The following is a 14041-nucleotide window of genomic DNA, read 5'->3' on the forward strand; positions in this document are numbered from 1 at the left end:
CTTGCAGCCCCCGGCGGCGTTCCCGGCGGCGCCGATTTGACAACCCGCCGGCCTTCCACCACTTCTCCCGGCGCAAGGCCCCTCTTCCCGGGGGGTGGCCCGCATCCGCGAAAACTGTATCTGACCGTAAATACGGTGGACTCCGGCGAGAGGCTATACCGTTCATGAAAGTCGTCGTCGTCGAGTCGCCGGCCAAAGCCAAGACGATCAACAAATATCTCGGCAGCGATTACGAGGTCATCGCCTCCTTCGGGCATATCCGCGACCTGCCGGCCAAGGACGGCTCCGTCGATCCGGAGGCCGATTTCCACATGGTGTGGGAGCTCGAGGATCGCGGCTCGAAGCGCGTCTCCGAGATCGCCAGGGCGGTCAAGGGCGCCGAGAAGCTGATCCTCGCCACCGATCCGGATCGCGAGGGCGAGGCCATCTCCTGGCACGTCGTCGAGGCGCTCTCGGCCCGCAAGGCGCTGAAGGGCATCCCGATCGAGCGCGTGACCTTCAACGCCATCACCAAGGCGTCGGTCGAGACCGCCATGCGCCAGCCGCGGCAGATCGACCAGGCGCTGGTCGACGCCTACCTGGCGCGGCGGGCGCTGGATTACCTCGTCGGGTTCAACCTCTCGCCGGTCCTGTGGCGCAAGCTCCCGGGCGCCCGCTCGGCCGGGCGCGTGCAGTCGGTGGCCCTGCGCCTCGTCTGCGAGCGCGAGTACGAGATCGAGACCTTCAAGCCGCGCGAGTACTGGTCGATCGTCGCGACCCTGACGACCCAGGATGGCGGCGTGTTCGAGGCCCGGCTCGTCGGCGCCGACGGCAAGCGCATCCAGCGCCTCGATGTCGGCGACGGCGAGGCGGCGGCGGCCTTCAAGCGCGACCTCGAACTCGCGACCTTCGCGGTGGCGTCGATCGAGGCGAAGCCCGCCAGGCGCCACCCCCAGCCCCCCTTCACCACCTCGACGCTGCAGCAGGAAGCCTCCCGCAAGCTCGGGATGGCGCCGGCCCAGACCATGCGGGTGGCGCAGAAGCTCTACGAGGGTGTCGAGATCGGCGGCGAGACCGTCGGCATCATCACCTATATGCGGACCGACGGCGTGGACATGGCGCCCGAGGCCATCGTGGATGCGCGCCAGGTCGTCGCCAAGGAATTCGGCGACCGCTACGTGCCGGAGGTGCCGCGCAAGTACAGCGTCAAGGCCAAGAACGCCCAGGAGGCCCACGAGGCCGTCCGCCCGACCGAGATGAGCCGGCTGCCCAAGCAGACCGCCCGTTACCTCGATCCCGAGCAGGCCAAGCTCTACGAGCTGATCTGGACCCGCACCGTCGCGAGCCAGATGGAATCGGCCGAGCTCGAGCGCACCACGGTCGATGTCGCGGCCCAGGTCGGCCCGCGCCGGATCGACCTGCGGGCGACCGGCCAGGTCGTGAAGTTCGACGGCTTCCTCACCCTCTACCAGGAGGGCAAGGACGACGAGGAGGACGACGAGAGCCGCCGCCTGCCCCCCATGAAGGCGGGCGATGCCCTGCGCCGCGAGCGCATCGCCGCGACCCAGCACTTCACCGAGCCGCCGCCGCGCTATTCCGAGGCGAGCCTCGTGAAGCGCATGGAGGAGCTCGGCATCGGCCGCCCCTCGACCTACGCGGCGATCCTCCAGACCCTGCGCGACCGCGAATATGTGCGCATCGACAAGAAGCGCCTCGTGCCCGAGGACAAGGGCCGCCTCGTCACGGGCTTCCTGGAGAGCTTCTTCAAGCGCTACGTCGAGTACGATTTCACCGCCGGGCTCGAGGGCCAGCTCGACCGGGTCTCGAATGCCGAGATCGATTGGCGCGAGGTCCTGCGCGATTTCTGGCGCGACTTCTCGGCCGCGGTCGGGGGCACCAAGGAATTGCGGGTCGCCGAGGTGCTCGATGCCCTCAACGACCTTCTGGGGGCGCATATCTTCCCCGAGAAGGCGGACGGCTCGAACCCGCGCGCCTGCCCGACCTGCGGCTCGGGCTCGCTCTCGCTGAAGCTCGGCAAGTTCGGCGCCTTCGTGGGCTGCTCCAACTATCCCGAGTGCAAGTACACGCGCCAGCTCGCGGCCACGGGGGTCGAGGGCGACGGCGAGGGCACCTCGGCCGAGGGCGGCCAGCCCGGCACGCGGGTCCTCGGCAACGACCCGGTGACGGGCCTGCCCGTGACCCTGCGCGACGGGCGCTTCGGCCCCTTCGTGCAGCTCGGCGAGGCCCCGACCGAGAAGGGGGCGGAGAAGCCGAAGCGCTCCTCCCTGCCCAAGGGGCTCAGTCCCTCGGGCGTCGACCTCGAGAAGGCTCTTCGGCTGCTCGCCCTGCCCCGCGAGGTGGCGCGCCATCCCGAGACCGGCGAGCCGATCCTGGCCAGTCTCGGCCGCTTCGGGCCCTACGTGCAGCACGGCAAGACCTACGCCAATCTCGGCAAGGACGACGACGTCCTGGAGATCGGCGGCAACCGGGCGATCGACCTCATCGTCGCCAAGGAGCAGGGCGGCGGGCGCGGGCGCCCGGCGGGCGATCCCGGCCGCGTCGTGGGCAAGGACGAGGCCTCGGGGCGCGACCTCGTGGTCAAGGCCGGCAAGTACGGCCCCTACGTCACGGATGGGGACGTCAACGCCACCCTGCCGAAGACCCTGAGCGCCGAGGCCCTGACGCTCGAGGAGGCGATCGGCCTCGTCAATGCCAAGCGGGCGGCGGGCGGCGGCAAGTCGTCGGCCAACGGCTCGGCCCGCGGCCGCAAGGCGCCGGCCCGCGGCGCCAAATCCGCCACGCAGGCCGCCTCGGGCGAGGGCGGGGACGCGGCCGCCCCGAAGAAGCGGGCGGCAGCCAAGCCCGCGGCCAAGACCGCGCCGAAGCGCGCCGCCGCCAAGAAGGCGGCCGGCTGAGGCGCCGACAATCGGTGGCCGGCAGGATAGTTCCTGTGGGAGCCGGCCCGTGAGTTGCGGGCTGGCGGCGGCTCAGACCAGGTAGGTGATCGTCGCCGCGAGGGCGGCCGCGAAGGTCGCTAGGGCGAATGTGGTCGGGAGCACGAAGCGGGCGCGGCCGGCGGAGAGCGGAGCCTCGTCCGGGCAGCCGAAGGCCTCGCCGGCGACGCGCTCCAGACGAATGAGAGTGAGATGGCGCGCTTTCGCTGCGGCAAGGCTCATCGGCGTTCTGCTCCCTCGGCGTCGCGGCGCGCGTTTACGGCTAAGCTTTGTCATCATAATGCATGATGCCGCGCCGGGTTCCAGCGCAGGGTCCGCGTCAGGCGATCTTAACCATCTCTCCTGCATCACTTTGATGACCATCGCGGAGGATGGCGCGCCGGCCCGGTCGCGAGCCGGGGGCTCGGCTGGCCCGGTCGTTGCGCGCATGCGATGGTCCACCGCACGCGCGTGGCGGTGCAGCCCTTGAATGTTTCCGGTTTGTTCCGGTACAAGGAGCGGATGAAGGCGAATGCTGCGAGACGAAACCCACCCGCACGGGGCGCGCGCGTGAGCGATCCGGCCCGCGATCTCTTCGGCCCGGGGGGCAAGCCCGCCGCCGTCTCGTCCCTGCCGGTGCGGGAGAGCGAGCGCCGGCGCAAGCTCAGCCCGACGCCGCCCGCCCCCCTGCCCGCGCCCGAGAGCACCGAGGCCGGCTACAACGCCTCGACCATCGAGGTGCTGGAGGGCCTGGAGCCGGTTCGGCGCCGGCCGGGCATGTATATCGGCGGCACCGACGAGCGGGCGCTGCACCACCTCTTCGCCGAGGTGATCGACAATTCCATGGACGAGGCAGTCGCCGGCCATGCGAGCTTCATCGAGGTGGAACTGGAGGAGAGCGGCGCCCTCGTGGTCACGGATAACGGCCGCGGCATCCCGGTCGACCCGCATCCGAAATTCCCCGGCAAATCCGCCCTCGAAGTGATCATGACCACCCTGCACGCGGGCGGAAAGTTCGACTCGAAGGTCTACGAGACCTCCGGCGGCCTCCACGGCGTCGGCATCTCGGTGGTGAACGCCCTCTCGGATCTCCTCGAGGTCGAGGTCGCCCGCAACCAGACGCTCTATCGCCAGACCTTCTCACGCGGCCACGCGCAGGGCGGGCTGGAGACGATCGGGCGCGTGCAGAATCGGCGCGGCACCCGGGTGCGCTTCCATCCCGATGCCGAGATCTTCGGATCGTTGAAGTTCGATCCCCGGCGCCTGTTCAAGATGGCCCGCTCGAAGGCCTACCTGTTCGGCGGCGTCGAGATCCGCTGGCGCTGCGCCCCCGCCCTGCTGGAGGGCCTGCCCGACGTGCCGCCCGAGGCGGTGCACCGCTTTCCGGGGGGCCTGCGCGACTATCTCGCCCGCGACATCGAGGGGAAGGAGCTCGTCACCGACGCGATCTTCTCCGGTAAGGTCACGAAGCCCGGCAGCCACGGCTCGCTCGAATGGGCGGTCGCCTGGATGGTGCAGGATGACGGCGTCTCCGCCTCCTACTGCAACACCATCCCGACGCCCGAGGGCGGCACCCACGAATCGGGCCTGCGCGTCGCGCTCCTGCGGGCCCTGCGCGAGCATGCCGAGCGGGTGAACCAGGCCAAGCGCATGACGGCCGTTACCACGGACGACGTGATGGCGACCTGCGCCTCGATGCTCTCGGTCTTCATCCGCGAGCCCGAGTTCCAGGGCCAGACCAAGGACAAGCTCGCCACCGTGGAGGCGTCGCGCATCGTCGAGACGGCGATCCGCGACGCCTTCGACCATTGGCTCGCCGCCTCCCCGGCCCAGGCGAACAAGCTCCTCGATTGGGTGATCGACCGGGCCGAGGAGCGCCTGCGCCGGCGACAGGAGAAGGAGGTCGCGCGCAAGACCGCGACCCGCAAGCTGCGGCTGCCCGGCAAGCTCGCGGATTGCTCCACCGCCGGCATGGCGGGCTCGGAGATCTTCATCGTCGAGGGCGATTCGGCCGGCGGCTCCGCCAAGCAGGCGCGCGACCGGGCGACCCAGGCGATCCTGCCGCTGCGCGGCAAGATCCTCAACGTGGCCTCGGCGAGCCGCGACAAGCTCGGCGCCAACCAGCTCATCGGCGACCTGACCCAGGCGCTCGGCTGCGGCACCGGCGGACAATACCGCGGCGAGGACCTGCGCTACGACAAGGTCATCATCATGACCGATGCCGACGTCGACGGCGCCCACATCGCCTCGCTCCTGATCACCTTCTTCTACCGGCAGATGCCCAAGCTCATCGACAAGGGGCACCTCTATCTCGCGATCCCGCCGCTCTACCGGCTGCAGCAGGGCACCAAGACGGCCTATGCCCGCGACGATGCCCACAAGGAGCAGCTCATCAAGAGCCTCTTCAAGAGCGGCAAGGTCGAGATCGGCCGCTTCAAGGGCCTCGGCGAGATGATGCCGGCGCAGCTGAAGGAAACCACGATGGACCCGAAGAAGCGCACCCTCCTGCGCGTCGCGGTCCTCGATGAGGCGCGGGAATCCACCGGCGACACGGTGGATCGCCTGATGGGCAACAAGCCGGAGGCGCGCTTCGCCTTCATCTCCGAGCGCGCGGTCTTCGCCGAGGGCAGCGACCTCGATATCTGATCGCGGCCGAGAAGGCCCCAGAGATCCGAAGCCCGGCCGAGAGGCCGGGCTGTTTTCGTCTGGGAGCCCGAGGAGACGTCGTCAGGGGCATGGCGGGCAGCGAGACGGATACGAAAAAGCCCGGCCTCTCGGCCGGGCTTCTTCACGCGATCACGCGGGATCGGGCAGGATCACGCTGGGACCGGGCGTCCCGCGGGCGATCGGCCCGCGGGACGTTCGGTTCGGCTTAGTAGCTGCCGAACTTGTAGTTCAGGCCGGCGCGCACGACGGCGAACTCGGTGTCCTGGCGGCGGCCGCCAAGAGCGGTCGACAGAACGGTGCCGTTCGGGGTGACCGCGAAGGCGCCGTTGTTGCGGTTGCCGCGGTCGAGGTTCACGTACAGGCCTTCGACCTTCAGCGTCACGGCCGACGAGCGGAAGAAGTTCAGGAACGAGTCGGTGGGGAGCGCGTACTCGATACCGCCGCCGGCAGCCCAGCCGGTCTGGAAGTTGTCGGTCGAGCTGTTGGGCAGGCCGAACTGGCGACCGCCGCCCGAGCCGTAGGCGAAGCCGCCGGTGCCGTACACGAGGGTGCGGTCGAAGGCGTAGCCGAGGCGACCGCGGACGGTGCCGAAGTAGTCGAGGCTCGACAGGCCGTTCGGGTTGAACACCAGCGAGCCGGCGTTCAGGCCGGGGGTCGCCGCGAAGCGGTTCCGGTTACGGCCGAAATCGGCGTACTGGGCATCGGCCTCGATACCGATCACGACACCCGAGCCCGGGGTTAACTGGTAGTTGTAGCCGATCTGACCACCGCCGACGAAGCCGTCGTTGTTGTTGCGGTTCGAGAAGGCGACGACGCCGGCAGCCGGAGCGCCCGCGCCGGTGACGAACAGGCTGGAGGCGGCGGTCGGGCCGGCGGGGACGCCGATCACGGTCGGGGCGCGGTCATCCTGAGTGCCGAAGCCGTAGCCGGCGTTGAAACCGGCGTAGAAACCCGTCCAGGTGAAGACCGGAACCGGAGCGAAGACCGGCGGGGGGGCGGCGCGGCGGGGAAGGTCGGCCGCCGACGCGACGGCGGTCATGCCGGCGAGAACGGTCGAAGCGAGGAGGAGCTTTTTCATTTTTTCACTGGTCCTGGTTGGCGAAAGCCGGCGTGCTTTTAGGCCGTGATGGTCGTCGGGTCTGTCGCTTTCCTGCAACAAGCAGCCTCAGATAAGGGACGATGTGTCAACGAATGGTGAAGGTTATGAGCAGGTAAGAATGTGTCCCGGAGAGACGTGTTCTGGCGCACATGCGGCACAGGGCAAACATTGGTCGAGCTGCAATCTGGCGTTGTTCGACGAATGTTGCCGCCTCTCCAGAATCCGCCCGGCTATCCTGCATGATGATGCTGGCGATCCGCTGATCCGAACTTTTAGTTCCGTTTTCGCCCGCGTCCGATCGCCCGACGCGTAAGGCCGGCATTAACCCTGTTCGGCGATCTTCCTTCCGCGACCGGCGCCCGTCCGCTCGCGCAAAGGGGGGAGCGCGATGCCCCAGGATGAGACCGAGAGCCCGAGCCGGACCGGCGCCGTCGCCTGGGCCATGCGGATCGTCGCGGTGTCGGTCCTCGTCGGGTGCGGCGCGACGCAATATCACGCGCGGGCCGTGTCGACCTCCGCAGATCCGGCGCAGGTCGCCTCCAGGGCGGATTACCGCGACCCCAACCTCCGTGACCCGGAGACGACCGGCTCGATCGCCGGCGCCGCCCGGTCCGTCGCCCTCGATCCCTGTGCCCTGCGCCTCACGGGCCGCTGAATTCGCGCCGTGGCTTTCCGTTGGCCCTCGAACCGCCGGGATAAGACGCGGCCGGCCGCCCTCGGCTGATTGACAGGGCGCGCCAAGGCTCTAAGTGTCCCCGCACTCGCATGCGCGGCGGGTTCGTAGACGAGACAACCGTTGATGCCGTTGCCGCGATGATCTCCTCCGCGCCGGCCGGCCACTTCGCGCGCGCAACGGTTCTCTGATAACAATGTCATTTGCCGATCTCGGATTGAGCGACAAGGTCCTCCAGGCCGTCACGGCTGCGGGCTATACCGAGCCGACCCCGATCCAGGCCCAGGCGATCCCGCACGTGCTGGAGCGCCGCGACGTTCTCGGCATCGCCCAGACCGGCACCGGCAAGACGGCGGCCTTCACGCTGCCGATGCTGACCATGCTGGAGAACGGGCGCGCCCGGGCCCGCATGCCGCGCACGCTGATCCTCGAGCCCACCCGCGAGCTCGCCGCTCAGGTCGTGGAGAATTTCGAGCGCTACGGCACGAACCACAAGCTCAACGTCGCGCTGATCATCGGCGGCGTCTCCTTCGCAGACCAGGACGCCAAGCTGATGCGCGGCACCGACGTGCTGATCGCGACGCCCGGGCGCCTGCTCGACCATTTCGAACGCGGCAAGCTGCTGCTCACCGGCGTCGAGCTCCTGGTGATCGACGAGGCCGACCGCATGCTCGACATGGGGTTCATCCCCGATATCGAGCGCATCGTGAAGATGGTGCCCTTCACGCGTCAGACGCTGTTCTTCTCCGCAACGATGCCGCCGGAGATCGAGCGCCTCGCGGACATGTTCCTGCACAATCCGCAGCGCGTCGAGGTCGCCCGCCCGGCCTCCACCGCCACCACGATCGTGCAGCGCCTCGTGGCGACCGGGTCGGAGGGCCACGAGAAGCGCGACCGCCTGCGCCGCCTGATCCGGGGCGAGGCCGAGCTGAACAACGGCCTCATCTTCTGCAACCGCAAGCGCGACGTTGCGCTGCTGCAGAAATCGCTGGCGAGCCACGGCTTCAACGTCGCGGCGCTTCACGGCGATATGGATCAGCGGGCCCGCACGATCGCCCTCGACGGCTTCCGCTCCGGCGAGGTTCCGCTCCTCGTGGCGAGCGACGTGGCGGCGCGCGGCCTCGACATCCCGGCCGTGAGCCACGTCTTCAATTTCGACGTGCCCCATCATCCGGAGGATTACGTCCACCGCATCGGCCGCACCGGCCGGGCGGGCCGGGCCGGCAACGCCTTCACCCTGGTGGGCCGCGGCGACGACCGCTCGCTCCAGGCCATCGAGACCCTGATCGGCCAGCCGATCCCCTGGCTCGACGGCGACCTCTCGGCCCTCGCCGAATCCGGCGAGGCGGAGGGCGAGACCCGCACCCGCCATCGCGGCCGCTCCACCCGCGGCACCGCGGAGCCCGCACGGCGCTCGCGCGGCCGTTCCGCCAGCGGCGAAGGTCGCGGCGGCGAAGGTCGTGGTGGCGAGGCCCGCGGCGGAGAAAGCCGCGGCGGCGCCTCGGCGCGCCGGGCCGCGCCCGAGCGCAGCCGCTCCGAGGAGGTCGAGGCCGCCCCGCCGCGCGCCGAGGCCCCGGTCTCCGTGGCTCCGGTCGCCGCCGCGCCGTCGCGGTCCCGGCCCGAGCGCGGCGAGGATCGACGGCAGGATCGCGGGCCCCGCGGGCGCCACCGCGAGGAGGATGACGGCGCCACGCCGGTGGGGCTCGGTGCGCATGTGCCGGCGTTTCTGCTGCGCCCGGCCGTCGTCAAGAAGCGCAAATAAACGCCAGATTCAACGCCGTCCTGAGCCTCCGCTTTTAACCCTCCATGCACGGTCGCCGGGCCATGATGGCCAGTGCGGCAGGCGCCTGCCGGCGAAGGTCGGCAACGGCCCTGATCGGATGATGGTGATCGGATGAGCGACGGGAGTCACGGCGACCGGGATCGAACCTTCGCGCTGGCAGACCGTGCCAACCAGCTGATGCGCGATTACGGTCCCTCGGCGAGCCCGCGCGCCTATACCGTCTGGTACACCTATGTCTCGGGGGCCCAGCCCCTGATGAACGATGCGATCAAGCGGCTGACCACCCAGAGCGGCTGCCTCACCAACGACGACATCGATTCCCTGCACGACACCTATATCGACGGGCGCCGCCTCTCGGTCGCGGCCGAGAAGATGAGCGCGAGCGTGCTGTCCGAGATCGAGGGCATCACCGAGATGCTCGACCTTTCCCTCGGATCGACGGCGCAATACGGCGAATCCCTGCGGGCCTTCTCGCACGACCTCGCGGGCGCGACCCTGAACCGGGTTCGCATCCGCGAGATCGTGGCCGCCCTCGTCACCACCACCCGCGAGGTCGCGGCCAACAACCGCACGCTCGAAGCCCGCATGCGCGAGAGCCGCTCCGAGATCGAGTCCCTGCGCGAGACCCTCGAGGCCACCCGCATCGAGAGCCTGACCGACCCGCTCACCGGCCTGTCGAACCGCAAGCACTTCGAGGCGATGCTGGCTGAAACCGTCGAGACGGCGGCGAGCCGCGCCACGCCCTCGAGCCTGATCGTGCTCGACATCGATTTCTTCAAGCGCTTCAACGATCTCTACGGCCACCTGACGGGCGATCAGGTCCTGCGCCTCGTCGGCATCGTGATGCGGGAGCATATGCGCCCCGGCGCGACGCTGTCGCGCTTCGGCGGCGAGGAATTCGGGATCCTGCTGCCCGACACCGACCGGGCGACCGCCCTCGGCATCGCCGAGCACGTCCGGACCAGCGTGATGGGGCGCGAACTGGTCAAGCGCTCGACCGGCGAATCGCTCGGCAAGGTGACGGTCTCGCTCGGCATCGCCGCCTATCAGCGCGGGGACACGCCGGTCTCGCTCCTGGAGCGCGCGGACCTGTGCATGTTCGCAGCCAAGCGCCAGGGGCGCAACCGCTGCGTCGACGACAGCCGCCCCCTCGACACCCTCTCGCACGTCGCCTGAGCGGCGACGCGGCGTTCGGCCGACGGCCTCAGGCGAAGGCAGCCCTCAGGGCGTCCGGGTTCACGGGCGTAATGGCGACGGATTCGCCGCAGCCGCAGGCCGAAGTCTGGTTCGGGTTGTTGAACACGAATTGCGACGCGAGCTTCGTGGTCTGGAAGTCCATCTGCGTGCCGAGCAGGAACAGGACCGCCTTCGGGTCGATGAAGACCGTGACGCCCTTGTCCTCGATCGTGTCCTCGCCGGGCTGCGGGCCGTCGGCGTATTCCATCGTGTAGGACATGCCGGCGCAGCCGCCGTTCTTCACGCCGACCCGCAGCCCCGCGATGGGCCGGTCCGCGTCGGCGATGATCGCCTTGATCCGGTCGGCCGCCGCATCCGTCAGCGACATGACCTTGAAACGTGATGACATCAGGTGCTCTCCGGCGGCCGGGTTCAAGGCCCGGGCGGGTGCGTGAGTGGCGACATCCTCGAAGATAAGCATCCGCCCGGCCGGGGTCCACCGGCAGCCGCAATGTCGGAAGCGATCATAACCGGGGCGATCCCGGGCGGGGCCGCCTCACCACATGTCGAGCGCGACCCGGGCCTCGTCGGACATGCGGCTCTGGTCCCACGGCGGGTCGAACACCATCGTGACCGAGCAGGATTGAACGCCCGGCACCGCCGAGACGGCGTTCTCGACCCAGCCTGGCATCTCGCCGGCGACCGGGCAGCCCGGGGCCGTCAGGGTCATGTCGATGGCGACCTTGCGGTCATCGGCGATGTCGACCTTGTAGATCAGGCCGAGCTCGTAGATGTCGGCCGGGATCTCCGGATCGTAGACGGATTTGAGCGCCGCCACGATGTCGTCGGTGAGGCGGTCGAGCTCCTCGGGCGGGATGGCGGAGGCGCCCTCCATCGCGGGGGCGTGCGGGCCGCCGGTGATCGTTGCGTCGGACATACTCGTTATCCCTCAGGCGAACAGCATCTCGGCCTTGGCGAGCGCCTCGACCAGCGCGTCGACCTCCGCACGGGTATTATACAGCCCGAACGAGGCGCGACAGGTGGAGGTCACCCCGAAGCGGTTGAGGAGCGGCATGGCACAATGCGTGCCCGCCCGCACGGCCACCCCCTGCCGGTCGATCACGGTGGCGATGTCGTGGGCATGCGCGCCCTTCATCTCGAAGGCGATGACCCCACCCTTGTCCTTGGCCGTGCCGATGAGGCGCACGGAATTCATCGCGCGCAGGCGCTCCTCGGCATAGGCCGTGAGGTCCGCCTCGTGCGCGGCGATGCGCTCGCGGTCGAGGCTCATCATGAATTCCAGCGCCGCGCCGAGGCCCACCGCCTCGATGATCGCGGGCGTCCCGGCCTCGAAGCGGTGCGGCGGGTCGTTGTAGGTGATGGCGTCCTGGGTGACGGTACGGATCATCTCGCCGCCGCCCTGGTAGGGGGGCAGGCGCTCGAGCCATTCGCGCTTCCCGTAGAGCACGCCGATCCCGGTCGGTCCGTAGACCTTGTGGCCGGTGAAGACGTAGAAATCGCAATCGAGGGCGCGCACGTCGACGCTGCGGTGGACGGCGCTCTGGGCCCCGTCGAGCAGCACAGGCACGCCGTGGGCATGGGCGATGCGGACGATCTCCTCGGCCGGCGTCACCGTGCCGAGCACGTTCGACATGTGGGTGATCGCCACCATCTTGGTGCGGGGCGTGAACAACTTCTCGTACTCATCAACGAGGAAATTGCCCGCGTCGTCGACGGGCGCCCACTTGATGACGGCCCCCCGGCGCTCGCGCAGGAAGTGCCAGGGCACGATGTTGGAATGGTGCTCCATGATCGAGAGGATGATCTCGTCACCCTCCTGGATCATCCCGGCCCAGCCCATCGAGCTGGCCACGAGGTTGTAGGCCTCGGTGGCGTTGCGGGTGAAGATGATCTCGTCCGTGGAGCTGGCATTGAGGAATTGGCGCGTGGTTTCGCGCGCGCCCTCGAACCCCTCGGTCGCGGCATTCGCCATGAAATGCAGGCCGCGATGGACGTTGGCGTAACCCGTCTCCATGCAGGTCACCATGGCGTCGATCACCGCGCGCGGCTTCTGCGACGAGGCGGCGTTGTCGAGATAAACCAGGGGCTTGCCGTAGACGGTCTCGGACAGGATCGGGAATTGCGCCCGGATCGCGTCGACATCGTAGGGGGTCTGCAGCACGGGTGCGTTCATGGAATCAGCCCTGAACCTCTCGGGATCACCCCGCCCCCGCCTCGGGAACGAGGCGCCGGAGCGAAGCGGATGGCCTCGCGGGCAGCCCCGGGATCCCGGGCGGGGAGCCGGAGGCTGCCGTTGGAGGCGTTCCGGAAGCGGCACCACCCGAGGGTGAGGCCGCGGAGGGGATGCCCGCGACGGGCCGGAATAGTGGCCGGCCCGCCGGATCTCAGCCGCGCCTGGCGAGCCAGGCCTCGACTTCGCTGATGAGCGCCGCGCGGGCGCCCTCGTGGCTCACCGCCTCGACGGCCTCGCCGAGGAAGGCCTGGACCAGCAGGCTCTCGGCCTGCGGCTTCGGCAGCCCGCGGGCCATGAGGTAGAACAGGAGGTCGTCGTCGAGGGCGCCGCAGGTGGCGCCGTGGCCGCAGGCCACGTCGTCGGCGAAGATCTCCAGCTCCGGCTTGTTCATCATCTGCCCGTCATCCGACAGAAGCAGGCAATCCGACTTCATCTTGCCGTCGGTCTTCTGGGCGATCTGCTCGACGATGATCTTGCCCTGGAAGACGCCGGTGGAATCGCCGTCGATCACGGTCTTGAACAGCTCGCGGCTGACGCCGCCCACCGCCGCATGGTCGGCCAGCAGCGTCGAATCGGCGAGCTGGCCATGGCCCAGCATCGTGGCGCCGTTCACCGTCGCGGTGGCGTTCTCGCCCGCGAAATGCAGGTAGATCTGGTGGCGCGACAGCACCGCCCCGACCACGAGGTTGACGGTCTCGATATGCGATTCCGCCCCGAGGCGGGCGGAGATCGTCGAGAGCGCGACGGCCGCCTGGCCCTCGGTGTTCAGGCGCGTGTGGTGGAAGCGCGCCCGGTCGGCCACGACCACGTCGAGGGCGTCGTTGGGCTGATACGCGATCCCGTCCGGCCCCTCGTGGCTCTCCAGGATCGTCACCTCGGCCCCCTCCTCCACCACCGCGAGGACGCGGGTGGCGGTGGAGAACGCCGCCGAGCCCGTGCCGATGAAGCGCAGGTGGATCGGGGTCTCGACCTTGGCGCCCGCCGCGACGCGGATCAGCGCGCCATCCGCCATGAAGGCGGCGTTGAGCTGGTAGATCGGGTTCTCGCGGGTCTGCGCCACCGGCGCGAGCCGGTCGAGCAGCGGATCGCCGTTCGCGAGCGCGTCGTTCAAGGGCGTGATCGTGACCTGCCCCGGGACCCGGTCGAGGTCGGAGGCCCCGAGGTCCAGGTGGCCATTGACGAAGGTCAGGCGCACGGCCTCGATCCCGGCAAAGCCCTTGGCATCCTGGACCGCAGCCCGCACGACCTCCGCGGCCGGGCTCTCGGCCGGGGCGGCCGCCTCCTTCAGGGCGGCGCGCAGGTCCGTATACTTGAAGGCCTCGACCCGCCGGCTCGGCAGGCCCACGGCCTCGAAGTAGCGGAAGGCTTCCTCGCGGGCGATCGAGACGCCCGTGGGGAACTGCATGCGGGCGACCTCGAACAGCTTGCTGAGGCCGGCCTCTGCGGCGGTGCGGAGATTGGTGACGTCGGCCATGGC

11 protein-coding genes are annotated in these 14041 nt (G+C 69.4%); 5 read left to right on the forward strand and 6 right to left on the reverse strand.

The window, feature by feature from the left end; genetic code table 11:
• Positions 1 to 164: 164 nt before the first annotated feature.
• On the forward strand, positions 165 to 2894 hold the full coding sequence (gene topA, locus F6X53_RS06990; protein ID WP_150998740.1) for a type I DNA topoisomerase: 2730 nt from the start codon (positions 165 to 167) through the stop codon (positions 2892 to 2894).
• 72 nt (positions 2895 to 2966) lie between these two features.
• On the opposite strand, the gene F6X53_RS06995 is transcribed toward topA, so the two are convergent.
• Positions 2967 to 3155 carry a hypothetical protein gene (locus F6X53_RS06995; protein WP_150998742.1) on the reverse strand — a complete coding sequence of 63 codons (189 nt, stop codon included), beginning with the start codon at positions 3153 to 3155 and terminating at the stop codon, positions 2967 to 2969.
• 327 nt (positions 3156 to 3482) lie between these two features.
• Here F6X53_RS06995 and parE point away from each other — a divergent pair, with 327 nt between their 5' ends.
• The gene (gene parE, locus F6X53_RS07000) at positions 3483 to 5558 is read left to right on the forward strand and encodes a DNA topoisomerase IV subunit B (protein ID WP_150998745.1); all 2076 of its coding nucleotides are present in this window, start codon (positions 3483 to 3485) and stop codon (positions 5556 to 5558) included.
• Positions 5559 to 5784: 226 nt separating this feature from the next.
• Here parE and F6X53_RS07005 read toward each other — a convergent pair whose 3' ends face one another.
• Entirely contained in the window at positions 5785 to 6657 is an 873-nt protein-coding gene (locus F6X53_RS07005) for an outer membrane protein (protein WP_150998748.1), read from the reverse strand.
• A 409-nt stretch (positions 6658 to 7066) separates the two neighbouring features.
• Between F6X53_RS07005 and F6X53_RS07010 the strand changes: the two genes are divergently transcribed.
• The 3 genes from F6X53_RS07010 (at position 7067) to F6X53_RS07020 (ending at position 10310) form a co-directional block, all read left to right on the forward strand.
• Entirely contained in the window at positions 7067 to 7333 is a 267-nt protein-coding gene (locus tag F6X53_RS07010) for a hypothetical protein (protein ID WP_150998751.1), read from the forward strand.
• A 214-nt stretch (positions 7334 to 7547) separates the two neighbouring features.
• On the forward strand, positions 7548 to 9113 hold the full coding sequence (locus tag F6X53_RS07015; RefSeq protein WP_150998754.1) for a DEAD/DEAH box helicase: 1566 nt from the start codon (positions 7548 to 7550) through the stop codon (positions 9111 to 9113).
• A gap of 132 nt (positions 9114 to 9245) precedes the next feature.
• Positions 9246 to 10310: a GGDEF domain-containing protein gene (locus F6X53_RS07020; protein ID WP_150998757.1), complete on the forward strand. Its 1065-nt coding sequence runs from the start codon at positions 9246 to 9248 to the stop codon at positions 10308 to 10310.
• Between the two features lie 28 nt (positions 10311 to 10338).
• On the opposite strand, the gene F6X53_RS07025 is transcribed toward F6X53_RS07020, so the two are convergent.
• The 4 genes from F6X53_RS07025 to sufD form a co-directional block, all read right to left on the reverse strand.
• Entirely contained in the window at positions 10339 to 10719 is a 381-nt protein-coding gene (locus F6X53_RS07025; protein ID WP_150998759.1) for a HesB/IscA family protein, read from the reverse strand.
• A gap of 147 nt (positions 10720 to 10866) precedes the next feature.
• Positions 10867 to 11247, reverse strand: coding sequence for an SUF system Fe-S cluster assembly protein (locus F6X53_RS07030; RefSeq protein WP_150998762.1), 381 nt, complete (start codon positions 11245 to 11247; stop codon positions 10867 to 10869).
• Between the two features lie 12 nt (positions 11248 to 11259).
• On the reverse strand, positions 11260 to 12504 hold the full coding sequence (locus F6X53_RS07035) for a cysteine desulfurase (protein WP_150998765.1): 1245 nt from the start codon (positions 12502 to 12504) through the stop codon (positions 11260 to 11262).
• Positions 12505 to 12715: 211 nt separating this feature from the next.
• A complete protein-coding gene (gene sufD / locus F6X53_RS07040; RefSeq protein ID WP_150998768.1) occupies positions 12716 to 14038 on the reverse strand; it encodes a Fe-S cluster assembly protein SufD in 1323 nt (440 codons plus the stop codon).
• Positions 14039 to 14041 lie beyond the last annotated feature (3 nt).

This window comes from Methylobacterium soli (assembly GCF_008806385.1).
Taxonomy (GTDB): domain Bacteria; phylum Pseudomonadota; class Alphaproteobacteria; order Rhizobiales; family Beijerinckiaceae; genus Methylobacterium; species Methylobacterium soli.